Origin of the sequence: Amycolatopsis sp. NBC_00355 (genome assembly GCF_036104975.1) — a bacterium.
In the GTDB taxonomy this organism is placed as follows: Bacteria; Actinomycetota; Actinomycetes; order Mycobacteriales; family Pseudonocardiaceae; genus Amycolatopsis.
Window position 1 is genome coordinate 762,785 of sequence record NZ_CP107982.1, and the last position, 25,081, is coordinate 787,865.

The window sequence follows — 25,081 nt, forward strand, 5'->3', positions numbered from 1 at the left end:
GCCCTCACTCTAGTCGAGGACTTCCGGTCGGGCGGACGCCGCGCTACTGTGAACTCACTAGTTCGTACATTAATCCGGAGGGCGCCGCGTGACCAGCTACCTGATCGGACTCGTCGGCACCGGCATCGGGCCGTCCGCCAGCCCGGCCCTGCACGAGCGCGAGGCCGACGAGCTCGGCCTGCGCTACGTCTACCGCCTCCTGGACCTCGACGTCCTGCGCCGCCCGGTCGCCGACGTCCTGGCCGCCGCCCGCCTCGCCGGGTTCGACGGCCTCAACGTCACCCACCCGGCCAAGCAGGCCGTGCTCCCGCACCTCGACGAGCTCTCGCCCGAAGCGGCCGCGCTCGGCGCGGTCAACACCGTCGTGTTCGACCGTGGCCGCGCCGTCGGGCACAACACCGACGCCACCGGCTTCGCCCGCAGCCTGGGCCGCGGCCTGCCGGACGTCCGGCGCGACGACGTCGTCCTGCTCGGGGCCGGGGGAGCGGGCGCGGCGGTCGCGCACGCGCTGCTCTCCTCGGGTGTCGGCCGGCTGACCGTCCACGACGTCGACCAGGAGCGCGCCGCGAACCTCGCCGGCGCGCTGAACGACCGGTTCGGCGCGGACCGGGCGCGCACCGGCGGCCCCGACGCCGTCCGCCGCGCCGACGGCCTGGTGCACGCGACCCCGACCGGCATGGCCGCGCACCCCGGCTCGCCGCTCCCGGCCGAGCTGCTGCGCCCCGACCTGTGGGTGGCCGACATCGTCTACCGCCCGCTGGAAACCGCGCTGCTCGAGGCCGCCCGCGCCCGCGGCTGCCGGGTGCTGCACGGCGGCGGCATGGTGGTGCTGCAGGCCGCCGAGTCGTTCCGGCTGTTCACCGGCGTCGAGCCGGACCCCGCGCGGATGCTCCGGCACTTCGACACCCTGGAAGGGGCGCCCGCCCGTGCTGCCTGAACCGCGGACCGCGATCGCCACCGTCTGCCTGTCCGGCACCCTCGAAGACAAGCTCGCCGCGGCCGCGGCGGCCGGGTTCGACGGCGTCGAGATCTTCGAGAACGACCTCATCGTCTCGCCCCGCGGCCCGGCCGACGTCCGGAAGCTCTGCGCCGACCTGGGCCTTTCGATCGACCTCTACCAGCCGTTCCGCGACTTCGAGGCCGTGCCGCCGGAGCTGCACCGGGCCAACCTGCGCCGCGCGGCGCACAAGTTCGACGTCATGGCCGAGCTCGGCACGGACACCGTGCTGGTCTGCTCCTCGGTGTCGCCGGACGCGATCGACGACGACGAACTGGCCGCGGAGCAGCTGCACGCGCTCGCGGATCTGGCCGCCGGACGCGGCCTGCGGGTCGCCTACGAGGCGCTCGCCTGGGGCCGGCACGTCAGCGGGTACGAGCACGCGTGGCGGATCGTGCGCCGGGCCGCGCACCCCGCGCTCGGCGTCTGCCTCGACAGCTTCCACATCCTCTCCAAGGGCCACGACCCGGCGCCGATCCGGGCGATCCCGGGAGAGAAGATCTTCTTCCTGCAGCTCGCCGACGCGCCGCGGCTCCCGATGGACGTCCTGCCGTGGAGCCGCCACCACCGGCTCTTCCCCGGCCAGGGCGAGTTCGACCTGACGGCGTTCACCGGGCACGTCCTCGCCGCGGGCTACCGCGGCCCGCTGTCGCTGGAGGTCTTCAACGACGTCTTCCGCCAGGCCGACCCGCGCCCGGCCGCCGTCGACGCGATGCGATCCTTGCTCGCGCTGAAGGAGTCCCTCGGCGTGCTGGACCTGCCGCCCGCACCGGAGCTGACCGGGCACGCGTTCGCCGAGGTCGTCACCGGCCCGGGCGCCGGGGCGGGCGCCGTGCTCGCGTCACTCGGCTTCGCGCGCACCGGCGTGCACCGCAGCAAGCCGGTCGAGCTCTGGGAACAGGGCGAGGCCCGGGTGCTCGTCAACGAGGGCGGTGACGCCGGTGGCTCGATCGGCGCGGTCGCGCTGGCGAGCGCCGACCCCGCGCGGTCGGCCCGCCGTGCCGAGGCCCTGCGCGCGCCGGTGCTGCCGCGCACGCACGGCCCGCGGGAGGCCGACCTCGCCGCCGTCGCCGCGCCGGACGGCACCGAGGTGTTCCTCTGCGGGAACGACGACTGGCGAGGCGACTTCGAGCCGACCGGTGAGACAGCGGGCGGCGCCGGGGTTTTCGGAATCGATCACGTGGCCCTCACGCAGCCCTTCGACCACTTCGACGAAGCGGCGTTGTTCTACCGCTCGGTGCTCGGGCTGACGCCGTCCCCGGTCGTGGAGTTCGCCGCGCCGTTCGGGCTGGTGCGCAGCCGCGGTGTCACGGCCGGGAACGTCCGGCTGACCCTGGACAGCGCGCTGGTGCGGCGGGGCGAGTGGGCGCCCGCGGTGCCCGAGCCGCAGCACGTCGCCTTCGCGTGCGAGGACGCCGTCGCGGCGGCCGGGAAGATGCGCGCGCTCGGCGCGCCGTTGCTGGAGATCCCGGGCAACTACTACGACGACCTCGCGGCGCGGCTCGATCTGCCGGCCGCCTTGATTGCCGCGTTGCGCGCGAACTCCGTGCTGCACGACCGGGACGAACACGGCGAGTTCCTGCATTTCTTCACCGCCCTCGCGGGCGCGCGCGTGTTCTTCGAGGTGGTCCAGCGGATCGGCGGCTATCGCGGTTTCGGGGTGGTCAACGCGCCGGTGCGGATGGCCGCGCACCGCGCCCGGCGACACCCGCGGCCACCAGCCGAAACGCTCGCCTGACCGCCGCCCCGGGACCTGTCCCGGGGCGGCTTTCTTTCGCCCCCGCGGGGGTATTCCGGCGCACCGGAATACCCCGTTCAGGCCCGTGAAAAACGTCCGGGACACCTTCCTATTCGGACGACTTCCGCCACCTTTCTCCCCGGCGCCGGTAACGGTGCGACTACTCCCCGTCAGAGTGCCTGGAGCGATTACAACGTCTTGGCAACCGCCTTGACAGGGCCTGTGGTACGTACCACTCTAACCCCAACATTGGTCTACACCATTTGGGGCGCTTGGCCACAGTGGCCGGGCATCGAAAGGACGGCAACGAGTGAAACGCTGGCTCAAGCTGGCGGCGGGCGCCGCCGCAGTCACCCTCGCGACCGCGGGTTGCGCGGGTTCCAGTGGCACGGACACCGCCGCATCGTCGAGTGGTGCTCCCGCGCAGATCACCGGCGACGTCACGGTCTGGCTGATGACGGGTTCCGCGCCGGCCACGCTGACCGACGCGCTCAACAAGGAGTTCGAGGCCGCCCACCCGGGCGTCAAGGTCAAGTACGAAGTCCAGCAGTGGGACGGCATCCAGCAGAAGCTGACCACCGCGCTGGCGAGCGGTGCGCCGCCGGACGTGATCGAGATCGGCAACACCCAGACGGCGGCGTTCGCCTCGCAGGACGGCGTGCTGACCGACCTGACCGCCGACAAGGACAGCTTCAACGGCGCGCAGTGGCTGAAGGGTCTCGCCGACTCGGGTGCCTACGACGGCAAGACCTACGGCGTCCCGTTCTACGCGGCCAACCGTGAGGTCATCTACCGCAAGGACATGTTCGAGCAGGCCGGCATCACCAAGACGCCGACGTCGAACGACGAGTGGATCGACGCGATCACCAAGCTGAAGACGAAGTTCGGGTCCGACCCCGACTTCCAGCCCTTGTACATGCCGGGCCAGAACTGGTACGCGCTGCTCTCGTTCATCTGGGACAACGGCGGCGACATCGCCCAGCCCGACGGCAAGAACTTCAAGGCGACGCTGGACAGCGCCGGCGCGAAGGCGGGCCTGGACTTCTACAAGAAGCTCGTCGACACCTCCGGCACCAAGGCGCCGAAGGACGCCGACGAGGCCAAGCCGCAGCAGGCGACGGTCTACGGTGCCGGCAAGGTGGCCATGATGATCGGTCTTCCGTGGGAGCTGCCGACCGCGGCCAAGACGGACCCGAGCCTGACCGCCAAGACCGGCGCGTTCGCGATCCCGAGCAAGACCGCCGGCCAGAGCGCCCCGGTCTTCCTGGGTGGCTCGAACCTGGCGATCCCGGCCAACAGCAAGAACGTGGCCGCCGCCAAGGAATACATCAAGCTGCTCTCCAGCGCGAAGTACCAGAGCCAGCTCGCCGCCGCCGGCGTCGTGCCCGGCACGTCGACCGACCTCGCGGGCCTGGACAAGGACCCGCTGGGCACCGTGATGGCGAAGGCCTCCACCAACGGCAAGGCCGTGCCGGCCAGCCCGAAGTGGGGTGACGTGGAGTCCGGCCAGAACCCGGTCAAGGACATGCTGACCGCGTACCTGACCGGCAAGAAGACGCTCGACCAGGCGACCGCCGACGCCAACGCAGCGCTGAACAAGCTCATCGGCGGATGACAGCGACCGCCAATGTGACGATGCCGGCGGGGGCGACCCCGCCGGCATCGCCGCGCGCCACGCGGGCTAGGAAGCGCAGGAAGGGCCGGTTCGGCGACCGGATCCTCCCGTACCTGCTGCTCCTGCCCGCGCTCGCCGCGATCCTCGTGCTGCTCGCCTGGCCGCTGGTCCAGGTGCTCGCGATCAGTTTCCGCAAGCTCGACATCGGCCAGCTGATCTCCGGCAAGACCGTCTGGATCGGCTTCGACAACTACACCAACACGCTGTCGGACCCGGAGTTCTGGACCATCACGGTCCGGACGCTGGTGTTCACCGCGTCCATCGTGGCCGCCACCATCCTCGGTGGCCTGCTGCTGGCCGTGCTGATGCGCCACCTCGACCCGGTCGTGCGGATCATCGTGCAGGTGACGCTCGTGCTGGCCTGGGCGACCCCGGTGATCGCGACGACCACGGTGTTCCAGTGGATCTTCGACGAGCAGTACGGCATCCTCAACAAGACCCTCGACCGGCTCGGGTTCCACAGCTTCATCGGGTTCTCCTGGTTCTCCAGCGGCGCGAGCACGCTGTCGGTGATCGGGCTGCTCATCGTCTGGCAGGCCGTGCCGTTCGTGACGTTCTCGCTCTACGCGGGTCTCATCGGCGTCCCGCGCGAGCAGTACGAGGCCGCCGGCATCGACGGCGCCGGGCCGTGGCAGACGTTCCGCGCGGTCACCTGGCCCGCGATCCGGCCGATCACCACGATGGTGACCTTCCTGTCGGTGTTGTGGGACTTCAACGCCTTCGCCCAGATCTGGGCGATCCGCGAGGGCGGCCCGGACGGCGGGAGCACCACGCTGGCCGTCGTGCTGTACCTCAAGGGCATCGCGGGCAACCACTTCGGCGCGGCGGGCGCGATCGCGACCCTGATGCTGATCGTGCTGGCGCTCATCACCGGCCGCTACATCCAGCTGCTCACCCGGACCAAGGAAGGTGATCTGGCGTGAAGAAGTCGCTGTCACAGCGAATCGTGCTCTCGGTCGTCGGCCTCCTCGTGGCGCTGGCGGTCGTCTTCCCGACGTACTGGATGTTCGTCACGTCGCTGCGCACGCCCGGTGAGATCCTCTCGCCCAAGTACGACCTGATCCCGACGTCGTTCTCGTTCGGCAACTTCGCCACCGCGCTGACCAAGGACAACTTCCCGACCTACCTGCTCAACAGCCTGATCGTCACGGTCGGGTCGGTGCTGTGCGCGCTGGTCGCGGGGACGCTGGCGGCCATCCCGCTCTCGCGGCTGCGGTTCACCGGCCGCAAGGGCTTCCTGGTCCTGGTCATGGTGGCGCAGCTGGCGCCGGTGTCGGCGCTGTTCATCCCGCTGTTCCTGCTGATGCGGGACGCCGGGCTGCTCAACACCCTGCCGTCGCTGCTGCTGATCTACTTCGCCACCACGCTGCCGTTCACGGTCTGGATGCTCTACGGCTTCGTCAACGGGATCCCGTACGAGCTGGAAGAGGCCGCGATGATCGACGGCTGCAGCCAGACCGGCGCCTTCCGCCGGGTGACGCTGCCGCTGCTCGGGCCGGGGCTGGTCACGACGTCGGTGTTCAGCTTCATCACGGCGTGGAACGAGTACCTGTTCGCCCTCGTGTTCATCCGGGACAAGCAGAAGGAGACGCTGCCGGTGTGGCTGGCGTCGTTCCGCACGGCGTTCGCCACCGACTGGGGCGGCGTGATGGCCGCGTCGGTGATCTACGCGATCCCGGCGCTGGTGTTCTTCCTGATCGTGCAGCGCAAGCTCGTGTCCGGCGTGACCGCCGGCGCCGTGAAGGGGTAGCTGTTGTCTTCACCCGAGAAACTCGCCGAGGCCGTTCTCCTGCCCGGGTTCGCCGGGACCACCGCGCCGGACTGGCTGCGCGGCCGCGTCGCCGACGGGCTCGGCGGGGTGATCCTGTTCGGCCGCAACGTCGTCGACGACGAGCAGGTCGCCGCGCTCACCGCCCAGCTGCGGGGCGAGCGTGACGGCGTCGTGGTCGGGATCGACGAGGAGGGCGGCGACGTCACCCGCCTCGACGTCAACACCGGGTCGTTCGTGCCGGGGCCACTGGCCCTCGGCGCGGCCGACGACCCGGAGCTGACCACGGCGGTCGCCGCCGCGCTCGGCGAACGGCTCGCGGCCTGCGGCGTCACGATCAACCTGGCGCCGTGCGCGGACCTGACCCTGGCGGCCGAGGACCCGATCATCGGCGTCCGGGCGTTCGGGTCGGACCCGGTGAAGGCGTCCCCGCACGTCGCGGCGTACGTCACCGGCCTGCAGAAGTACGGCGTCGCGGCGTGCGCCAAGCACTTCCCGGGCCACGGCGCGGCGACGGAGGACTCGCACGTCGCGCTGCCGGTGCTGCCACGGACGCCGGAAGAGCTGCGTGAGATCGAGCTGGTCCCGTTCGCCGCGGCGATCCGGGCCGGCGTGCGCGCGGTGATGACCGGTCACCTGGTCGTGCGGGCGTGGGGCGACGAACCGGCCACGCTCAACCGGGTGGCGCTCACCGACGTCCTGCGCGGCGAGCTGGGCTTCACCGGCGCGATCATCACCGACGCGCTGGAGATGGGCGCGGTGTCCGGCGCGTACGGCCGCCACGACGGCCTCGGCCACTCGGCCGTCCGGGCGCTGATCGCCGGTGCGGACTCGCTCTGCATCGGCGGCGCGGCGTTCGAGGCCGACGCCCTGGACGCCATCAACGCGGCGATCGTGGCCGCGGTGGCGTCGGGGGAGCTGCCCCTCGAACGGCTGGCGGACGCGGCGTCGCGGACCGCCGCGCTGGGCACGGACCCCGCGCCGGCGACGGTCGGCCCGGTCGACCGCCGGCTCGGCCTGGAAGCGGCCCGCAAGGCCCTGCGCGTCACCGGCGAGCGCCGGCTGGACGGCCCGCCCCTGGTGGTGGACGTCCAGACGGAGCCGACCATCGCGGCCGGCCCGATGCCCTGGGGCCTCGGCACACACCTGGCCGAGCTGGTGCCGGGGACCCGGGCGATCACCGCCGGCCCGGACGACCTCGACGCGATTCTCGAAGCGGCGCAAGGGTTCTCGAGCGTCGTCGTCGTGACGCGCGAGGCGCACCGGCACCCGCGCGTGCGGGACCTGCTGGCGGCACTGTCCACTGTGGACTTCATCCGGGTCGAGACGGGCGCGCCGGGCCCGGCGACCGGGGACGGACCGCGGCTGGACACGTTCAGCGGCTCGTACGTCAGCCTGCGCGCGGCGGCCGAATACCTGGCCTGAGCACCCCCGTCGAGGACAGGCCCCGCCTCACCCGGCGGGGCCTGTCCTTTTTGCCGTATCTCCATGAGCCGCCCGGGCGTTTGTACGGGGCTTGTACCGGCGTTCGTCACTGTGTCGTCACACCAGAAACGACGGAGGACGGACACATGGGAATTCGCATCGGCAAGCGTGCGGCCGGGGTGGTCGGCATCGCCGCGGCGATCGTGCTGGTCGGCGCCACTCCGGCGCTGGCGGCCACGGGCACGGTGCACACCGATTCCGGCGCGCCGCTGACCGTGCGCTCGTCGCCGAGCACCGGCGCGAGCTCGACCGGCACGATCGCCGACGGCACGGCCGTCGACATCGACTGCCAGACCACCGGCGAGTCGGTCACCGGCAAGTACGGCACCAGCACCGTCTGGGACCACGTGCCCGGCGGCTACATCACCGACACGTACGTCTACACCGGATCCGACGGGCGGATCGCGCCGGACTGCACCGACGTCCCGACTCCGCCGGCCTCGACCTGCTCGACCGCCGGACTGGGCGACGCGAACACGTGCGCCCAGGCCGTCACCAAGGCGAAGTCGCGGGTGCACACCAACAACGACCCGGCCTACGACGGCTGGTGCGACCGCATCAACGCCCAGAACTACGGCTTCTCCGCGAGCGGCTCGACCACGGCGTACGTGCACTGGACGCAGATCCCCAGCCAGTACAAGCACGCGGGCAGCACCGACGTCCCGGCCGGCGGCCTGGCGTTCTTCTCCAACGGCGGCTCGGGCCACACGATGATCTCCATCGGCGGCGGCAAGTTCCTGTCGAACGACATCAACGGCGCGGGCACCTACACCGAGACCACGATCGCGCAGATCAAGAGCAAGTGGGGCCAGACCTACCTCGGCTGGTCGCAGCCGTGGTTCAAGGTGAACCACTGACGTCGTGACGCGCTTCGGGCCCCTGTCCACCATCCCCGGACAGGGGCCTGAGTCGTCCCCGGGGCCGTGCCCTGCCACGCGGTCGCGGCCCGAGTGTCGCGAGCCGGGTGGCGCTGCCCTCGCTGTAGCGGCCCGAGTGTGGCTGCCCGCGCCGCCGTGGCGCGAGTGTCGCTGCCGGGTGGCGCTGCCCTCGCTGTAGCTGCACGAGTGTGGCTGCCCGCGTCTCCGTGGCGCGAGTGTCGCTGCCCTTGCCGTAGCTGCACGAGTGTGGCTGCCCGCGTCGTCGCTGCCCGAGTGTCGCCGCCCGAGTGTCGCGAGTGGACCCGCGGCCGCCCCACGCCCGTGCCCGACTCCCGTAATGCCGTGAGGGGCACCCTCATGGACTTTATGTCCGTGAGGGTGCCCCTCACGGCCGAGCGGGCCATCGGGAGGGGGGTGAACTCGGATATTCCCCGGCCGCTTCGGCATTCGAGCCGCACACCCGGACCCGGAGCGGTACGCGGCTGTCCGCGGAGCGGTGCGCCGAGGCCGGAAACCGGAGCTGTGGCCGGCCGGCTTACGAGCCGGGTCGGTCGCCGGGCGGTTCCGGAACCATGTGGTGCAGCACGAAGATCCCGCCCAGAGCGGGGCGGTCCGGACGTTCGTGGTCGGTCGCCACGTACTCGTCCAGGACCGCCAGGATGCGCCGGTCCAGCTCCCGGACCTCGTCGGGGGACAAGTGCAGCAGGAACTTCTCGTGCACCGCCACCGATTCCGGGCCGGCCGCCCGCAGCTCCTCCTGGAAGATCTCGATCGGCGCGAACCGCGTCTCGGGGTCGGCGCCGGCCAGCGGGCCGTCGAGCCACCACGTCTCGTTGTTCGACCGGTAGGGCTTCTCCAGCGCGCCGCTCGTGCCGGTGCGGACCGGCGCCGGCTCCAGCAGCCCGGCGGCCACCAGCTGGCGCACGTGGTGCAGGACCGTGCCGGGATCCCGGTCGAGGCGGTCGGCCAGCTGCTTGTTCGTCAGCTCCTCGACCAGGCACATCCGCATGATCCGCAGGCGCAGCGGGTGGCCCAGGGCCTTCGCCTCCTGCGGGGTCGCCGGCCGCCGCCGGCGGGGTTCGGTCATGAACGCAGCGTAGTCCATCGATCGACTTCCGACACATCGATGGAGAATTCCCCATCGATGTGCAATCCTCGATCACGTGGCGACGAAGGGCTTGGGCAGCACCTATTGGCGGCTGTGGACCGCGGCCGGGCTGTCGAGCCTCGCCGACGGTGTCCTGAAGGTCGCGTTGCCCCTGGTCGCCGTCGGTTACACGCGGTCGCCGGGTCTGATCGCCGGGCTGGCGTTCGCGTTCACCCTGCCGTGGCTGCTCTTCGCGCTGCCCGCCGGCGCGCTGGTCGACCGGCTGGACCGCCGGCGGGCGATGCTCGGCGCGAACTTCGTCCGCGGCGGGCTGCTCGCGGCCGTCACGCTCATGACTGTCCTCGGCGGCGGCTCGATCTGGGCCCTGTACGTCGTCGCCGCGGGCGTCGGGTTCGCCGAGACCGTCTACGACACCGCGGCGCAGTCGATCGTCCCGCAGGTCGTCGGGCGCGACCGGCTGTCGGCCGCCAACGGCCGGATGTACGCCGCCGAGCAGACGGCCAACGAGTTCGCCGGTCCGCCGCTGGCCGGGCTCCTCGTCGCGGCCGGCGTGCTCGCCGCGTTCGTCACGCCGGTGGCACTGTGGGCGGTGGCCGTCGCGGCGCTGCTGCTGGTGCGCGGGACCTACCGGATCGAGCGGCCGGAACGCACGACCCTGCGCGCGGACATCGCCGAGGGCGTCCGGTTCCTGGTGCGGCACAAGGTGTTGCGGACGTTCTCGGTCATGGTCGGCACGTTCAACTTCGCCACCGGCGCGACCTTCGCCGTGTTCGTGCTGTACGCGGTCGGCCCCGGCTCGGCGATGGGCCTGTCCGAACCGGCGTTCGGCCTGGTGATGGCCACCAACGCCGCGGGCGGCCTCGCCGGGTCGTTCCTCGCCGAGCCGGTGGAGCGCCGCCTCGGCCGGATCGTCACGCTCTGGCTGTCCTGGCTCGCGGGCGGCCTGACGATCGGCGTGCTCGCGGTGACGACGGACCCGTACGCCGTCGCCGGCGGCTTCTTCCTCGGCGGCTTGGGGATCGTGATGTCGAACGTCGTCATGGTGTCCCTGCGCCAGCGCGTCACGCCGGACCGCCTGCTCGGCCGGCTCAACAGCAGCTACCGCCTGGTGTCGTGGGGCACCAAGTCCCTCGGCGCCCTCGCGGCCGGCGTGCTTTCCCAGACCCTGGGCCTGCGCGCGGTGTTCGTCGTGATGGCGGTGCTGGCTTTCACCGTCGTGGCCGGGCTTCTCGTGGTGACGGAGAACGCGCTCACGGCCGCCGAACGCGAAGCCGTGAGCGCGTGAGCCTCACGCGTGCGGGAACGGGAAGACATTCAGCCGGTCCTCCGGCAGCGGCGCAGTCCGCCAGCCGAGGTCGACCGCGGCGCGCCGGATCCGCCCGTCGCCCCACCGCGGCAGCCCGGCCGGGAAACCGGACACCAGCCCCGGCACGATCGTGTGCGCGGCGTGGAAGCCGGCGGCCGCGACGTCCCGTGTGGTCAGATCGACGCTGATCACCTCGAACCCCTGCTCCTCGACGCGTTCCCGGTAGGCCTTGAATCCCCGTTCGCCCAGCGACGGCAGCCCCTCCCACGGACGCACCGGCAGGTCTCGCACCCACGGCGCCACTCGGGTCACAGCCCGGGGATCGAGGTAGATCTGCTGCTGGCACCGGGGATCGACGACGTCGGCGAAGTCGGCGCGGTAGGAGTCGAGGTACCGCCGGTCGGCGCGGTAGGGTTTGAGGGACCCGGGCTCCGCCTGCCGGCGGGCGGGTGCTTGCTCGTCGTCGAGGGCCAGGTAGGTGTGCTGCCCGCGGAACCCGTCGGCGAGGGCGGCCTTGGCCGCTTCGAAAGCGTCGGGGCGGGTGGCGGACCCGAGAGACAGCCGGCGCCGGGTCCGGTCGAACACCGCGGCCGCGACGACCGGGACGCCGAACTCGTTGTCCAGCGGGATCAGCGTGACGTCGTGGGTGTCGGCCGTGTCGGCGACGAGCGCCCGGATCTCGGCCGGTACCGCCAGCCGCGGCACCTTCGGCGTGTTGGCCCACCACAGCATCGCCGTGTCGTGGGTGAGCACGGCCTCCAGCCCCGCGGTCAAGGCGTTCTCTTCCCCGGTGCCACCGGCGAGGCCGGCGGCCAGGGGCTCGGTGAACCGGGCACCGCCCGGCTCGGGCCGCCGGGAGACGAGACAGGCCGGCACCCACAGCGTTTCTCTTGTCGTGTGGGAAAAGGCCTCGATCCAGCTGCACTCGGTCTCGGGTGTCAGCGGCGCGAAGGGGAAGCCGGGGGTGTCGTACTGCCGCGGTGAGTACAGGTTCAGGCGACGCGGGTCGAGCGCGGGGATGCCGTCGCGGCACAGACGCAGGTAGCTCGCGTGCCGGAACTCGCGGTCCGGGGGCTGCCAGCTGGCGCAGTAGCGCTGGACGGCCTGGCCGAGCGCGGCTTCGCAAGCTGGTTCGAAGTCGTGCCACGAGGCGCCGGTCGCGTTGCGGTCGTTGGCCCAGTCGGCGACCCGGCGCATGTCCGCGACGTCCACTTCGCACACCTTCAACCGGGCGGGCAGGTCCGGCGCGGGCGGGAGCTCGCGGACCGCCGTCACGATCCCGGTCCGGTCGTCGACGAGCAGGTCCGGGCGTGGGCCGCGCGCTTCGACCGGCCGGGGGCGGTCCGGGACCGGCAGCACCGGCCGGGGGAGCACGCTCAGCCGGACGGGGTCGATCTCGAGCTCGCCGGTGGTCGTCTCGGCGGGTTCGCCGGCGAGCCAGCGCTCGAGCTGGACGGCGAGCACGGTCAGCATCCAGCGCGCGTCGCCCGGGCGGAACCGCCGGCCGGGCGAGGGGCCGGCGGTGGCGAACGCGTCGGCCAGGCGAGGGTCGGCGGCCGCGGCCTGCCGCCGGCCGAGCGCGTCGGCGAAATCGGGACCCGAGCCACCGGGGGTGATCGCGGGTCCGGCGATGCCCTGGCCGCGTTCACAGCGGAAGGGCAGGAGACGCACCCGGCGGTCGGCGCAGAAGGCGTCGAGCGCGGTGAGTTCGGAGTACGCCGGATGGGTGAACGCGGCGACGACGACGGCGTCGGCCGGGTTGACCGGGAAGGGGCCGTCGAAGTCGGCGAGGGTCTGGATCCGGGCGTACCCCGCCGGGGCGAGGATCTGCGCGAGGGGCGCAGTGAGCTCGGGCGTTCCGGCGATGAGGACGGTGGTCACCGCGGCGCGCCGGGCCCGGGCGCCGTCCGTCGCGGGGCGCAGGCAGCCGTCGGTGGCGAGGACGTCGAGGACGTCGGTGTACCGGGAGTCCGCCCCGGTCAGCAGCTCGGCGCGGGTACGGGTGCCGTCGCAGCGGGCGAGCCACGCGCGGAACTCCGTGGCCGGCCCGGTGATCGGGTACTGGCCGGTCGGGGTGATGAGCAGGCACAGAGCCGGCTCGAGGTCGTGGACCTCGACCCCGGTCAGCTCCGGGCGGACGTCGTCGGAAGGCATGGCGGATCCCTTGTCGGAACGGGTCGCGTCGCGGCCCCGGGAAGGGGCCGCGGCACGGTGACGGCTGGCTGCGACTGCGTTCCCTCCTGTGCGGGGCGGGTGTCTCCGGTGTCGGTACCGTGCACAGTTTCGGTCGCCGCCGTGCACCGTGACGTCTTCAGGAATGCGATCCGCACCTCCCGGGGCGTGTTCCGCACGGGCCGGTTCGTGCGGAACACACGGCCGTCGCGTGAGCGGTGCCTCTTGCGCACCCGAGCGCCCCGCCACCCGGAGTGGGTGACGGGGCGCTCGGTGTCCGTTATGGCCTGACGATCAGGCCCGGCAGGTCCGGCCGCGGTTCACGCAGTTGACCAGGCCGCTCATGATCCGCTGCGACATCACGTTCGCGAAGTCGTCGTGGTCGGAGAACGGGTTGTGGTGCTCCTGCGGGAATGAGTCCACTTTGTACTGCTTCTTGACCTGGATGTCGTGCGGGATGTCGTAGGTCAGCGAGATCTGCAGCTGCGGTACGGCCTTGAACCCCTTGGCGCACCGGCCGTTCTGGTCCGGGAACACGATGTGCGTGCGGTGGTTGGCGCTGTCGGTGTTCTGACCGTCCCAGCAGCTGGGGAACGTGTGGATGCGCTTGACCTTGCTGTTCTGCGGGCAGATCGGGTACTTGTCGGTGACGCGGTTCTCGAAGCCGGTGCACGTCCAGCTCGCGCGGGCGTTGGCCGGTCCGTTGGTCGAGACCTTCGCGTCGCCGTAGAGCACGCGCAGGAACTTCGGCATGGCCACGACCTTGCCCACCGGGCTGCCCCGGAAGGTGAGCTGGACCTTCTGCGGCCGCTGGATCACGCCGTCGTTCTCCGGCAGCTCGTTGTTCTCGTCCTGTCCGGGCAGCGCGCCGCCCGCGGTGGTCGTCGGCGGCGGGGGAGTCGCGCCGGTGCCCGTGTCCTTGCCCGGCTTCGGCGCGCACGGCGCGAGGCCGCCCAGGTCACGCGGCTTCTGCGTGAACCGGCCGATCGCGATGGCGATCCGCTCCAGGATCGCGGCGCGCCGGTCCTTGAGCGGCGTCAGGATCGCGTTGCGCACGAAGTCCGCGCCGCCCTGGCCCTGCGTCGAGGCGACGCGCTGGTTGGCGTCGTCGGTCTGGGTGTCGAGCTGGTCCAGGTTGTCCTCCACCTCGGCCATCGCCTGGTCGGGGACGTCCGGCAGCTTGCTGGCGACGTCGGGGCAGGCGACCTGGACGGTCTTCGCCTCCTGATCGGCCCGGGCCCGGTCGCCGTCCGGCGCCTTCGCGGGCTCGTTCTTCGCCTCTTCCTCGCCGGTGTCGATGCGCACGACGGGCCAGAAGTAGGCGGACTTGTCGCCGTTGCGGCAGGTGGTGCCGGCCTTGGAGAGGCTCTTGTTGTTCGAGTCGGCGTTCGTGGAGAGGTTGCCCACGTAGTCGTGCAGGTGCTGGGCGCCGTTGCGGACGCCTGGCTGGGCGATGAAGTTGTCGGGGTTGAAGTGGCCGTTTTCGTTGCGGCCGCAGTCGACGGTGAACGTGCCCGTCGCCGCGCCGTAGACCGGGCGCGGGTCGAACTGGTTCGGCTGCACCTGCAGGATGTCGATGAAGAGGGCGGGGTCGACCTCGTCGGCGCTGGCCTGTCCGGTGTTGCCGGTCGTGGTGGCGACGACGATGCCGCCGACGGCCATCGCGAGGGCGAGACCGCCGGTGGCGATCTTCGTTCTGCGGGAAAGGCGATGGCGTCCTTGGGTGCGGGACATGGATCCTCCGGGTCGGGCTGGCGGGAAAAGCGCGACACTGACCGGTACGAGCCCAGGGGCGTACCCATCAGGAAAGACGTCGGCAGGGAAGGGACGACGCCCGGCCGGCCCACTGACCCGACATCAGTGGACGCGGATGGTCACCTGCCCGTGACCACGCCGTCGACCGGGTGGTTATCGTTCCGTTATGGACGCTACACCGGGGTTTGACACCGGGCAAGAAGGTGTTTCCGGTCATCACGAACCGTCAGGTCCGGTTTCCGTTTCCGTAATCGGACTCGGCCGTTAATGGTCGCCGGAAATGCGCGAAGAATGGCGTGCGTGAATAGCGGCGTACGAAACCGCACGCGCGGCGGCCCGCGGGTGGGTCACGCTGGGTAGCCGTTCGGGTACGCTGGTTGCGCTCTCAAGTAGATGGTGACGGCGGTCATCCTGGGGCCTCGACCGGGTGGTTGTCCAGCATCCGGGGGTGTGTCGAAACCCGCGGAAAATTCTTTGAACCGATCCGAACCGGCAGCCGTATCCCTCAGTGAAGCACCTCGAATGCCCGCCGGCCGTACCGCCGGCGACGCGGCGGAATCCGGGCGCGCGGCACGGTCAGCGCATTCCTGAGCGTCGAGTGGCGCGATTGGGCGGACGCCGCCGCATATCGCGATGCCGCCGTCGTCATTCTTGTCGTGCCCTTCGACGGCGGGACCTCGCGCCGGCCGCGAACGCGTTCGCAGAACAACCTCGACTCGGTGCGCCGCATCGCTGCCGAGCTGCCCCTGGTCCGACGTTGCCGGACGCGCCCGGCACCTATTCGCTGTCCCGGCCGGGCGAGCGGCGCGACGACGTCATTCCTGGTCGTCGCGAGCGCTGGTCGCGGTCCTCGGCCCGCGCACTCACCGGCCGCCGGCTGGAGCGCCTCGACGACGACGTCAAGGCCGCGCAGCCTCTTCGATGAGCGCGGCCGCCTCGCCGGCCGAGTGCGCCGCGGTGTCGACGACGAGGCGGTCGCGGGTCCACGGCTCGTACTCGCGGCCGACGATCTGCGGCCACGTCGGCGGCACGTGGCCGGGGATGCCGGTGTCGCGGGTTTCCGCGCGGCGCCGGTGTTCCACCGGGTCCGAGCAGACGATCTCGGTCTCCAGCACCCGCGCGCCGTGCGCCGTTCCGGTGTCGCGCCAGGCGTCCCGGGTGATCTCGAGGGAGTTCACGCACTCCGCGATCACGCTGACGCCGGTCCGCAGCAGGTCGGCGGCGACGTCGTAGGCGACGACGTACCCGACCGGCCCGAGCGGGTTGCTCAGGGGCGTGCTGCGGACGATCGCCTGCTCGATCGTGTCGACGCGCAGGTAGGAGAACCCGGTGCGGCGGGCCAGTTCGGTCGCCACGGTCGTCTTCCCGGACGCCGGCAGGCCGCCGACGACGATCAGCACTGGGGGCACCCGCGCATGATCGCACGGGCCGGCGCTCAGTCCGGACAGCGCCCGCCGAGACGTCGCCAGTGCTCGGCCAGCTCCGGCCGCACCGGCGCCGCCAGCACCTCGGCGAGGTCTTCTTCGGCTTGCCGGGCGGTGTTTTCGGCCGCGGTCCGCAGTTTCTCGTCGAGCCGGGCGGCCAGGTCGCCCGAGCCCGGGTACGCCTGCTCGATCAGCCGCATCGCGGTGGTGTCCCGCAGCTTTTCCTGGGCGTCGTCGACGACGACCTGGTCGCGGCGCAGGCCGTCGGCCCGGCCGAGGTCGACGGTGTGCCGGGCGTCGAGCACCAGACCGGTCGGGGACGGTACGCCGTGGCGGACGGCGATCCGCAGCAGGTCGGCACCGAACGTGCGCTCCTCGGCGGGTGCCCAGGGCAGCCTGTCCAGCGCGGCCGGAGCGAGCGAAACGGCGTCGCCGGGCGCGGCGCACCAGGTCAGCACACCCGGCGGGCACAGGCGGTAGAGCATCCGAGGTCCCGTCACGAAGCGGATCCGGCGCTCTTCTTCGCCAGCAGGTTGCGCCGCAGGACCGTGAGCGCCCGGTGCTGGGCCACGCGGACCGCGCCGGCGCTGCTCAAGCCCACCGCCACCGCCGTCTCCTCGGCCGTCATGCCCAGGATGATGCGCAGCACCAGGATCTCGCGCTGGCGCGGCGGGAGCGTGTCGAGCAGGCCGGACGACCAGTCGAGCGCGGCCGAGCGTTCGACCTCTTCGCCGGTGGGGTCCGTGCCTTCCGCGCCCTCCGAGCGGCCGGCCGGCGGGTCCGCGACCGGGCTGGTGCGGTCGCGGGCGCGGCGGCGGTGGAAGTCGGAGACCTTGTGCGCGGCGATGCCGAAGACGAACGGCAGGAACCCGTCGAGCTCGTAGCGGTAGCCGGGCAGCGCGCGCACGACCGCGAGCAGCACCTCCTGGGCGCAGTCCTCGGCGTCGGACGAGCCGTCCTGCCACGACCCGAGCCGGCCGAGGCAGTAGCGGAACACGATCGGCCGCAGCTCGCGCAGCAGCCCCGCCACCGCGGCCCGGTTGCCGGTGACGGCCTGCCGGACGAGCGCGGTGTCGAGTGAGTACGTCGCCGCGGGCGGGGAGTCACCCCCGGCGGAATGCGGCGGCATCGGCCTCACCTCTTCCTTCGGACTCACGCCGGCAACGGACGGTCACGACGGTAGGTCGCGCCGCGTGTCCGCCGCACCGGCCGGGCGCCCGTGCGGACCCGGGTCTTTCGGCACTGGCGGACGGTGCCTGCACGTGGGTTTCGTAGCCGGGCCGGTCGCGGGCGGGTCCAACGGCCCTACCGGCGACCCCGCGCCGCGGATCACGCTGGTGGCCGGGCAATATTCACAGGAGAAGCACAGGGACGAGATGGCTGACGATGTGGGCTTCGGGCTCCTGCTCGACCGGGCGCAGTGCCTCGCGCTGCTCCGGACGGCGAGCCTCGGGCGGGTGATCTTCACCCACCGGGCGATGCCGGCCGTCCGCCCGGTGCGGTTCACCGTCGTCGGGGAGTCCGTCGTGTTCGCCGTCCCCGAAGGCAGCCCGCTCTACGCCGGCGCGCGTGACGCCGTCGTCGCGTTCGAGGCCGACGACTTCGCCGACGACCTCGGTGCCGGCTGGTTCGTCAGCCTGCTCGGCCGGGCCGGGGAGTTCCGGGATTCCTCCGCCGCGGAGATCGCCTGCCTGTGCCCCTGCTCGTCCCGAGCGGGCCGCCGGTTCCTGCAGATCCCCGTCGAAACGATAACCGGTCACCGAATGGCCTGCCCGGCGGAGTAACAACGCCGTGTCACCGAGCGACCCACCGGATGGACGCACCGGCTTGGGCCGACATGGGCAGTGAGCTGTGGCACTCTTGACGGCCCGGGGATACCCCCGGGAGTGGGCGACGCCAGCGGAGTCAACGGGAAGTGGCGGACGAAATCGGCATGCCGGCGATCCTGGCCGCAGTAGCCGGGATCGCGCGGGAGCTGGAGATGCCGGCGTTGCTGGAACGCGCGGTGACGACGGTGTGCGAACTGGTCGGGGCGCGCCACGGCCGGCTCGAGGTGACCGGACCCGACGGCGGGGTGGCCGAGTACGGCCGGCCCTCGACCGGCGACACGGACGACACCGGCGACACCGACGGCGCGAACGGTGCCGTCGAGCTTCCGGTGCGCGCCGGGCCGAAGACCTTCGGCACGATGCGGGTCGAACCCGGTGACGGCGGCTTCGCCGGCCGCCGGCGCGAAGTGCTGGGCGCGCTCACCGCGGCGACCGGGATGGCCGTCGAGAAAGCCATGCTCGTCGACGGGATGCGCCGCCGCGAACGCTGGCTCGAAGCGTCCTACGACGTCACCAAAGCGCTGCTCGGCACGCAAGGCCTGCGCGCCACCCTGCGGCTGATCGCCGAACGCGCCCGCGTCGTGGCCGGCGGCACCGGCGGGGCGATCGCGCTGCCCGCGGGGCCGGGGCTGCTGGTGTTCGACGTCGTCGAGCCGCCGGGGGAGGACGCCGACCGCCTCACCGGCCTGACCATCCCGACCGAGGGCACGGCCACCGGGATCGCGTTCACCACGCGCCGGCCGATCGTCGTGCGGGACTACGGCGAGCACGTCCAGAACGAGCAGCGTGACCGCGTCGGGCCGATGCCCGCGATGATCAAGGACCTGGACTCGGCGATCTCGGTGCCGCTGATCGTCGGTGAGGAGACCCTCGGGGTGCTGCTCGTGGCGAAGTTCCGGGACCGCTCGCCGTTCACCGACTCCGACGTCCAGCTGGCCGAGACGTTCGCCGGGCACGCCGCGCTCGCCGTCGAGTTCTCCCGGGCACAGGAAGCGCGCCAGCAGCTCGCTGTCTTCGAGGACCGCGACCGGATCGCGCGCGACCTGCACGACCTGGTGATCCAGCGGCTGTTCGCGACCGGGCTCGGGCTCGAGGGCGTCAGCAGGCTGATCTCCGACCCGGGGGTCGGCGCGCGCGTCGCCGGGTTCGCCCACGACCTCGACGGCACGATCCGCGAGATCCGCAACAGCATCTTCTCCTTGCAGGCGCCCGCGCAGGCGCAGGGCAGCCTCCGCGCCGAGCTGCTGCGGGTGGCCGTCGACGCCCGGGACACGCTGGGCTTCGAGCCGCGTGTCGGGTTCGACGGGCCGCTCGACGCCGCCGTGCCGGACGCGGTGCGCTCCGACCTGATCGCGTCGCTGCGGGAAGCCTTGACGAACGTCGCCCGCCACGCCGGCGCGACGTCGTGCTCGGTGGACGTCACCGTGGACGGGCCCGGCACCCGGCTGAGCCTGGTGGTGCGGGACGACGGGACCGGCCCGCCCCCGGGGCCCGGACGGGCGAGCGGGCTCGCCAACCTGGCCGCCCGCGCCGCCCGGTGGGGCGGGACTTGTGCGCTGGTGGCCGCCGACGGCGGCGGCTCCCGGCTGGAATGGACGGCCGGCCTGCCGGCACGGACCGCCGGCGAACAGGGGATTGCGCGATGACGATTTCGGTGTTCCTGCTCGACGACCACGAGCTGGTCCGCACCGGGCTGAAGACCGTCTTCGAGTCCGAAGAGGACATCGAGGTGGTCGGCGAGGCCGGCACGGCCGCCGAGGCCCTCGTCCGGATCCCGCAGGTCCGGCCGGACGTGGCGATCCTGGACGTCCGGCTGCCCGACGGCCAGGGCATCGAGGTCTGCCGTGAGATCCGCTCGACGCTGGAACCGCCGCCGGCCTGCCTGATGCTGACGTCCTATTCGGACGACGACGCCCTGTTCGGCGCGATCATGGCCGGCGCGGCCGGGTACATGCTCAAGCAGGTCTCCGGCCGCTCGCTGATCGACGCCGTCCGCACGGTGGCCGTCGGCGGCTCCCTGCTGGACGCCACGCTCACCGCGTCCGTCATGAACAGGTTGCGGGGTGAGACGGCCTCGGCCCCGGATCCGCGGTACGAGCAGCTCAGCCCGCAGGAGCGGCGGGTGCTCGACCTGGTCGCCGAAGGGCTGACCAACCGGCAGATCGCCGAGCGGCTGTTCCTGGCGGAGAAGACCGTCAAGAACTATGTTTCTTCTGTGCTGCACAAACTCGGCGTCGAGCGGCGGACGTCGGCGGCGGTGTACGTGTCACAACGGCGGGCCGAACCGGGACGTCCGGGCTGATCTCAGGACCGGCCGGGCGAAACGGGCGGGGCGTCCGAGGTATCTGGGCGCGAATGGAGTACACCTGTCGGGATGACCGCACGGGCCGCAGGGGACTCGTCGCGGGGTGGAGGGGACGGCATGTCGGGGTTTTCGAGCGGGGACTACGTCACGCAGCAGATCCACGCGCTGGCGAAAGCGGTGCGCGAGGAGGGGGCCGGCGGCGTCGGCACCCACAGCTTCCAGCTGGCCGAGCACCTGGCCGCGGAAGGTGGCGTCCACCGCGGCGACATCCTGACCGCGACGGCGACACTGCTGGCCATGACGGCGTGGTGCGACGGCGCGGCCGACGCGGCACTGCGGTTCGCCGAACTGGCGGGCGAATGCGACGACGACTCCCGCGAGCTGGTGACGCACCTGCTGACACTGGAGATCGGCGCGGACCAGGGCTGGCTGCCGCAGGCCCAGGTGGAGGCGCTGCTGGAGTACGCCCGCCGCGCCCGGCGAGGCGACCTCGTGACCCGGGTGCAGGCGCTCGGCACCGGGCCCGGAGGCCGCCACCGCCGGGACTAGGCCGCGGGTCTGAGGTTCTTCGGCACCGGTGAGCGGTCTGCCGCGGCTGGTCGTGAGTGTTCAGGGCGGTTAGAACCGCCCTAAACACTCACGACGCTGAAGTTGCGGTCTCGAGCGGCTGTTGCCGGAGCTTCAGCGGGCGGCGACGCGCGTGGCTAGGCGTTGACCCCGGTCAGCGCGAAGAACTCCTGGCGCGTCTTGGGTTCTTCGCGCAGCAGGCCGTGCAGGGACGAGGTGACGGTGAGCGCGCCGCTCGCCCGGACGCCGCGCAGGGACATGCAGAGGTGCTCGGCCTCGATCACCACGCCGACGCCCTTCGGCGCCAGGTGCTCCTGGAGCCAGTCGGCGACCTGCTTGGTCAGCCGCTCCTGCACCTGCAGGTCGCGCGCGAACAGCTCGACGACACGGGCGAGCTTCGACAGGCCGAGGATGCGCTCGCCCGGGAGGTAGCCCACGTGCGCGACGCCGCGGAAGGGCAGCAGGTGGTGCTCGCACAGGGACTGCACCGGGATGCTCTTGGCGAGCACGAGCTCGTCGTAGCCCTCGTCGTTGGGGAACGTCGTCAGCTTGAAGTCGCGCGGCCGCAGCATCTCGGCGTAGGCGTTCGCCACCCGCCGCGGGGTGTCGCCGAGGTGCTCCGACGTCGGGTCCTTGCCCAGGGCGCGCAGCAGGTCGGCCACCGCGCGTTCGGCCGCGTGGAGATCGAAGGCGTCACGGTTGGGGACGACACCGAGGTGCCGGAAGGGAACCGGTTCGCTCATGGGTTCGACAGTCACGGGGAGCCCCTTCTTTCTAAAACCAAGTCCTACCGACGTTAGAAGCCGGAACGGCTTTTCGTCAACGGTTATTTGTTTTAGAGTGCGGTGATGCACGAACCCCAGGCCGGCGCGCTGGCCGCGGTCGCCGCGCTCGACGAGCCGACCCGGCGCCGGCTGTACGACTACGTCGTCCGCCAGCCCGAGCCGGTGAGCCGTGACGACGTCGCCGCCGCCCTGAGTGTGCCTCGCGCGACCGTCGCGTTCCACCTCGACCGCCTGGTGGACGAGCGGCTCCTCGCCGTCGGGCACGGCCGCCGCACCGGCCGCACCGGGCCGGGTGCCGGCCGCCCGGCGAAGCTCTACCGCCGCTCGGACCGGCAGGTGACGGTTTCGCTGCCGGAACGCGACTACGAGCTGGCCGGTCACCTCCTGGCGAGGGCGGTCGAGGAGGCCGGCGAGACCGGCGGCTCGGCGCGGGAGATCCTGGCGCTGCGGGCGCGTGAGCTGGGGGAGGACCTGGGCGCCGCGGCGGCCGACCTCACGGCGGAGCTGGAAGAACACGGCTTCGAGCCGCGGACCGAGGACGGTGGGGTGCTGCTCGGGAACTGCCCGTTCCACCGGCTGGCGCGGGCGCACCCGCGGCTGGTCTGCGAGATGAACCTGGCGCTGGTGACGGGCTTGCTGACCGGAGCGGGTTCGGCGGACCTGACCGCACGGCTCGACCCGCGACCGGGGCGGTGCTGCGTGCGGCTGACGTCGTCCTAGCTTCGCGCGGCCAGGACGAACAGGAACGCGCCGAAGACGACCAAGGCCGCCGAGACGACGCGGTGGAGGTGCTGCTGCCGCAGCTTTTTCGCCAGCCGGGTGCCGACCAGCGCGCCGGCGCCGGCGATGACGCCGAGCAGCGTGCCGAGTCCGAAGTGGACGGAGCCGTGCGCCGCGTAGCCGAGCGTCGCGAACCCGACGAGCGGCAGCTGGATCAGCTGCCCGGCCGCGACGGTCGTCAGCGCCGGCACGCCGAGCGCGAGCAGCGCCGGGACGAGCAGCACGGGCCCGCCGGTGCCGGTCAGCGCCGAGCCGAACCCGACCACCACGCCGATCGCGACCGTGGCGGCGACGGGCAGGTCGTCGCGCACCCGGGACGTCTTCGCGCGGAACCACAGGTTGTAGGCGCCGGACCCCGCGGTCACCACGGCGAGCACCAGCCACAGGACCGCGGCCGGCAGCAGCCCGTTCACCAGCGCCCCGGCGGCGGCCGCGGGCGCGGCGCCGAGGGTGAGCAGTCCGCCGAACCGCCAGGGCATGGCCTGCTGGCGCGCGTACCCGAGGGTGCCGACGATCCCGGTGAACAGGAACGCCCAGCTGCTGGTCCCGGCCGCGGCGTGGACGTCGAGACCGCCGAGCCAGGTGAGCGCGGGCGGCAGCACCACCCCGCCGACGCCGACGGTCCCGATCAGGACCCCGACGGGCAACGCCACCAGCAGGACGGCCAGCACACCCCGACCGTAGTACGCACCGGACACCGGAGGTCCGTGAAGGCCTCCTTCACGGACGTAGAGTCCCTCAAGGAGGCCTTCACGGACTTGCGGGCCTACTTCGCGGGGCCTACTTCGCGGGGGCGACGCCGAGCCGGTCCGCGACCGCCGTGGTGATCGCGCTGGCGCCGGTCTCCGTGCCGGGCTTGATCCACGGATCGTCCGGCTGCGTCCCGGCGATCGTGCGCTCGCCGATGAACTGGCCGGTGGCCGGGTCGATGATCAGCTGCCGCAGCTCGTGCCGGTCGTCGAGCCCGAGCGCGACGCCGGTGCGGCCGTCGAGGTTGGCCTCGGCCGCGAGCACCTTCATGCCCGGGATCCTCGCCAGCGCCCGGTACCACTCGGCCCGCAGCGGGGCGGGCATCATCCCGCTGCGCAGGATCTCGGTGCCGAAGTGGAACATCGCGGTCGGCGTCGAGCCGCGGCCCTTGGTCAGGTCCTGGAGCTTCGTGTACAGCTGCGCGGGATCGTGCGGCAGCGTCGCGTAGAAGGCCGGGCTGTCCCAGTCCGTGGGGTCGTCGCACTTCTTGGCCGGCTTGGACTTCGGGAAGAAGTCGCCGCAGCGGCCCTGCCACTGACCCTGGTCGGTGTCGGTGATCTCCGGTTCGGGGGCCTGCGCTTGCGGCACGGAGCCGCCGAGGAACTTCCCGGTGCCGAGGATCTTGCGGTCCTCCTGCCAGACATCGTGCTCGTCGGCCGGGATCCACCGCTGGATCTGCTGTTCCCACAGGTAGGAGTAGCCGGTCGCGTTCCCGGTCTGGACGCCGCGCCCGACCCAGGTGTGCTCGACGACGTACCGGAACTGCTCGGGGGCCAGCGGCTGGTCGACGGCGCCGACGCTGATGTCCGCGGCCCGGGTGAGCACCTCGACGGCCGACATCAGCCGGATGTCCGGCGACGACACGGGGGCGGACCCAGAGGAGGACTCAGGGGCGGGCCCGGACGGCGCCGGGCCGGCGACGGGCGGCTCGGACGAGCCGGTCTGCACGACGACGACGGCGGTCACCGCGACCACTCCGGCCACGGCCGCGGCGACGGGCACCGCGAAGCGCGGGACCCGGCGCGGCCGGAGGGGAAGCACGGTGGCGCCGGCGTCCAGTTCCGCCATCAGCTTCGCGCGGGCCGCGGTCAGGTCGGCGGGCGCGGTGCGGGCGTCGTGGTGCAGCCGCTCGAGGGTCTCGTCGAGCTCATTCATGGACATTCTCCTCGGTGGGGACGAGCAGGGCCTGGAGGCGGTGGCGCACGCGGTGCAGCCGCGACCGCATGGTGCTGGCGGGGACGCCGAGCGCTTCGGCGACTTCGGCCGGTTCGAGCCCGGCCCAGGACGTGAGCAGCAGGACGTCGCGGTCCTGTTCGGACAGTGCGGCCAGCTCGCCGGCGAGGGTGCGCAGGCGCGCCGCGGCGTCGACCCGGCCGGCTACGTCGGCGTCGTGGTTCTCGGCGGGCCGGTCGTCGGCCCCGGCCCGGGCGGTCAGCTGGAAGCCGCGGACCTCCTGGCGGACGTGGTTGCGCAGCAGGTTGGTGGCGATGCCGTAGAGCCAGCCGCGGATCGGCGCCTTCTCCGGGTCGTAGCTGCCGCGTCTGCGCAGCGCGACGACGAACGTCTCCGCCACGAGGTCGTCGGCGGCGTGCACCCCCACCCGGCCCGCGAGGTAACCGCGCAGGGGGTGGGCGTACTCGTCGAAGAGCCGCGCGAAGACCTCTTTCGGGTCCCGCGCGGCGAAGTCGGGCCGGTCCAGCCGTTCGACGATTCTGGTCACGGTAGTTGTTGTCGCGGGCGCTCGCCCGCGTCCCCGATT

The 25,081-nt window shown here is 72.2% G+C and carries 24 protein-coding genes; 14 read left to right on the forward strand and 10 right to left on the reverse strand.

The annotated features are described in order from the left end of the window. Positions 1 to 88: 88 nt before the first annotated feature. The 7 genes from OHS18_RS03400 (at position 89) to OHS18_RS03430 (ending at position 8,520) form a co-directional block, all read left to right on the forward strand. Positions 89 to 937 (forward strand): shikimate dehydrogenase, encoded by an 849-nt coding sequence (locus OHS18_RS03400; protein WP_328615879.1) that lies wholly within the window; start codon positions 89 to 91, stop codon positions 935 to 937. Beyond that, on the forward strand, positions 927 to 2,735 hold the full coding sequence (locus tag OHS18_RS03405) for a bifunctional sugar phosphate isomerase/epimerase/4-hydroxyphenylpyruvate dioxygenase family protein (RefSeq protein ID WP_328615880.1): 1,809 nt from the start codon (positions 927 to 929) through the stop codon (positions 2,733 to 2,735). The genes OHS18_RS03400 and OHS18_RS03405 overlap by 11 nt, the downstream gene beginning before the upstream one ends. A 310-nt stretch (positions 2,736 to 3,045) precedes the next feature. Continuing rightward, the gene (locus OHS18_RS03410; RefSeq protein ID WP_328456184.1) at positions 3,046 to 4,350 is read left to right on the forward strand and encodes a sugar ABC transporter substrate-binding protein; all 1,305 of its coding nucleotides are present in this window, start codon (positions 3,046 to 3,048) and stop codon (positions 4,348 to 4,350) included. Then, positions 4,347 to 5,333: a carbohydrate ABC transporter permease gene (locus OHS18_RS03415; protein WP_328456182.1), complete on the forward strand. Its 987-nt coding sequence runs from the start codon at positions 4,347 to 4,349 to the stop codon at positions 5,331 to 5,333. Before OHS18_RS03410 ends, OHS18_RS03415 begins: the two co-directional genes overlap by 4 nt. Further along, complete coding sequence (locus OHS18_RS03420) at positions 5,330 to 6,160, forward strand: carbohydrate ABC transporter permease (protein ID WP_247052525.1); 831 nt, start codon at positions 5,330 to 5,332, stop codon at positions 6,158 to 6,160. The genes OHS18_RS03415 and OHS18_RS03420 overlap by 4 nt, the downstream gene beginning before the upstream one ends. Before the next feature lie 3 nt (positions 6,161 to 6,163). Continuing rightward, complete coding sequence (locus tag OHS18_RS03425) at positions 6,164 to 7,603, forward strand: glycoside hydrolase family 3 protein (protein WP_328615881.1); 1,440 nt, start codon at positions 6,164 to 6,166, stop codon at positions 7,601 to 7,603. 146 nt (positions 7,604 to 7,749) lie between these two features. Beyond that, positions 7,750 to 8,520, forward strand: coding sequence for a hypothetical protein (locus OHS18_RS03430; protein ID WP_328615882.1), 771 nt, complete (start codon positions 7,750 to 7,752; stop codon positions 8,518 to 8,520). A 556-nt stretch (positions 8,521 to 9,076) separates the two neighbouring features. On the opposite strand, the gene OHS18_RS03435 is transcribed toward OHS18_RS03430, so the two are convergent. Then, positions 9,077 to 9,628, reverse strand: coding sequence for an ArsR/SmtB family transcription factor (locus tag OHS18_RS03435; RefSeq protein WP_328615883.1), 552 nt, complete (start codon positions 9,626 to 9,628; stop codon positions 9,077 to 9,079). A 76-nt stretch (positions 9,629 to 9,704) separates the two neighbouring features. Between OHS18_RS03435 and OHS18_RS03440 the strand changes: the two genes are divergently transcribed. Next, entirely contained in the window at positions 9,705 to 10,934 is a 1,230-nt protein-coding gene (locus OHS18_RS03440; protein ID WP_328615884.1) for an MFS transporter, read from the forward strand. Between the two features lie 3 nt (positions 10,935 to 10,937). On the opposite strand, the gene OHS18_RS03445 is transcribed toward OHS18_RS03440, so the two are convergent. Then, positions 10,938 to 13,109, reverse strand: coding sequence for a YcaO-like family protein (locus OHS18_RS03445; protein ID WP_328615885.1), 2,172 nt, complete (start codon positions 13,107 to 13,109; stop codon positions 10,938 to 10,940). A gap of 312 nt (positions 13,110 to 13,421) precedes the next feature. Then, the gene (locus tag OHS18_RS03450; RefSeq protein ID WP_328456166.1) at positions 13,422 to 14,861 is read right to left on the reverse strand and encodes a DUF1996 domain-containing protein; all 1,440 of its coding nucleotides are present in this window, start codon (positions 14,859 to 14,861) and stop codon (positions 13,422 to 13,424) included. 778 nt (positions 14,862 to 15,639) lie between these two features. Here OHS18_RS03450 and OHS18_RS03455 point away from each other — a divergent pair. Then, complete coding sequence (locus OHS18_RS03455) at positions 15,640 to 15,807, forward strand: hypothetical protein (protein ID WP_328615886.1); 168 nt, start codon at positions 15,640 to 15,642, stop codon at positions 15,805 to 15,807. Here the strand turns inward: OHS18_RS03455 and OHS18_RS03460 are convergent. The 3 genes from OHS18_RS03460 to OHS18_RS03470 are packed head-to-tail and all read right to left on the reverse strand — an operon-like array spanning position 15,782 to position 17,435. Beyond that, positions 15,782 to 16,291, reverse strand: a complete 510-nt coding sequence (locus OHS18_RS03460; protein WP_328615887.1) for an AAA family ATPase — start codon at positions 16,289 to 16,291, stop codon at positions 15,782 to 15,784. The genes OHS18_RS03455 and OHS18_RS03460 overlap by 26 nt on opposite strands. A gap of 26 nt (positions 16,292 to 16,317) precedes the next feature. Then, positions 16,318 to 16,791: a hypothetical protein gene (locus OHS18_RS03465; protein ID WP_328615888.1), complete on the reverse strand. Its 474-nt coding sequence runs from the start codon at positions 16,789 to 16,791 to the stop codon at positions 16,318 to 16,320. 11 nt (positions 16,792 to 16,802) lie between these two features. After that, on the reverse strand, positions 16,803 to 17,435 hold the full coding sequence (locus tag OHS18_RS03470) for a sigma-70 family RNA polymerase sigma factor (RefSeq protein ID WP_328615889.1): 633 nt from the start codon (positions 17,433 to 17,435) through the stop codon (positions 16,803 to 16,805). A 247-nt stretch (positions 17,436 to 17,682) separates the two neighbouring features. Between OHS18_RS03470 and OHS18_RS03475 the strand changes: the two genes are divergently transcribed. From OHS18_RS03475 to OHS18_RS03490, 4 genes are all read left to right on the forward strand, one after another. Continuing rightward, positions 17,683 to 18,090, forward strand: coding sequence for a pyridoxamine 5'-phosphate oxidase family protein (locus OHS18_RS03475; RefSeq protein WP_328615890.1), 408 nt, complete (start codon positions 17,683 to 17,685; stop codon positions 18,088 to 18,090). A gap of 149 nt (positions 18,091 to 18,239) precedes the next feature. Next, positions 18,240 to 19,781, forward strand: a complete 1,542-nt coding sequence (locus tag OHS18_RS03480; protein ID WP_328618723.1) for a GAF domain-containing sensor histidine kinase — start codon at positions 18,240 to 18,242, stop codon at positions 19,779 to 19,781. Further along, positions 19,778 to 20,437: a response regulator transcription factor gene (locus OHS18_RS03485; protein ID WP_328456156.1), complete on the forward strand. Its 660-nt coding sequence runs from the start codon at positions 19,778 to 19,780 to the stop codon at positions 20,435 to 20,437. Before OHS18_RS03480 ends, OHS18_RS03485 begins: the two co-directional genes overlap by 4 nt. A gap of 120 nt (positions 20,438 to 20,557) precedes the next feature. Then, on the forward strand, positions 20,558 to 20,989 hold the full coding sequence (locus tag OHS18_RS03490) for a hypothetical protein (protein ID WP_328615891.1): 432 nt from the start codon (positions 20,558 to 20,560) through the stop codon (positions 20,987 to 20,989). A 155-nt stretch (positions 20,990 to 21,144) separates the two neighbouring features. Here OHS18_RS03490 and folE read toward each other — a convergent pair whose 3' ends face one another. Continuing rightward, complete coding sequence (gene folE / locus OHS18_RS03495) at positions 21,145 to 21,750, reverse strand: GTP cyclohydrolase I FolE (RefSeq protein WP_328456153.1); 606 nt, start codon at positions 21,748 to 21,750, stop codon at positions 21,145 to 21,147. A 105-nt stretch (positions 21,751 to 21,855) separates the two neighbouring features. Here folE and OHS18_RS03500 point away from each other — a divergent pair, with 105 nt between their 5' ends. Further along, positions 21,856 to 22,512, forward strand: coding sequence for a helix-turn-helix transcriptional regulator (locus OHS18_RS03500; protein ID WP_328615892.1), 657 nt, complete (start codon positions 21,856 to 21,858; stop codon positions 22,510 to 22,512). On the opposite strand, the gene OHS18_RS03505 is transcribed toward OHS18_RS03500, so the two are convergent. The 3 genes from OHS18_RS03505 to OHS18_RS03515 all read right to left on the reverse strand — a co-directional run bounded on the left by OHS18_RS03505 (position 22,509) and on the right by OHS18_RS03515 (position 25,042). Continuing rightward, positions 22,509 to 23,243, reverse strand: a complete 735-nt coding sequence (locus OHS18_RS03505) for a sulfite exporter TauE/SafE family protein (protein ID WP_328615893.1) — start codon at positions 23,241 to 23,243, stop codon at positions 22,509 to 22,511. The two genes, OHS18_RS03500 and OHS18_RS03505, sit on opposite strands and share 4 nt — an antisense overlap. 109 nt (positions 23,244 to 23,352) lie before the next feature. Beyond that, positions 23,353 to 24,477, reverse strand: a complete 1,125-nt coding sequence (locus OHS18_RS03510; RefSeq protein WP_328615894.1) for a CU044_5270 family protein — start codon at positions 24,475 to 24,477, stop codon at positions 23,353 to 23,355. After that, positions 24,470 to 25,042, reverse strand: coding sequence for an RNA polymerase sigma factor (locus OHS18_RS03515; protein WP_442875339.1), 573 nt, complete (start codon positions 25,040 to 25,042; stop codon positions 24,470 to 24,472). The genes OHS18_RS03510 and OHS18_RS03515 overlap by 8 nt, the downstream gene beginning before the upstream one ends. Positions 25,043 to 25,081: the final 39 nt, after the last annotated feature.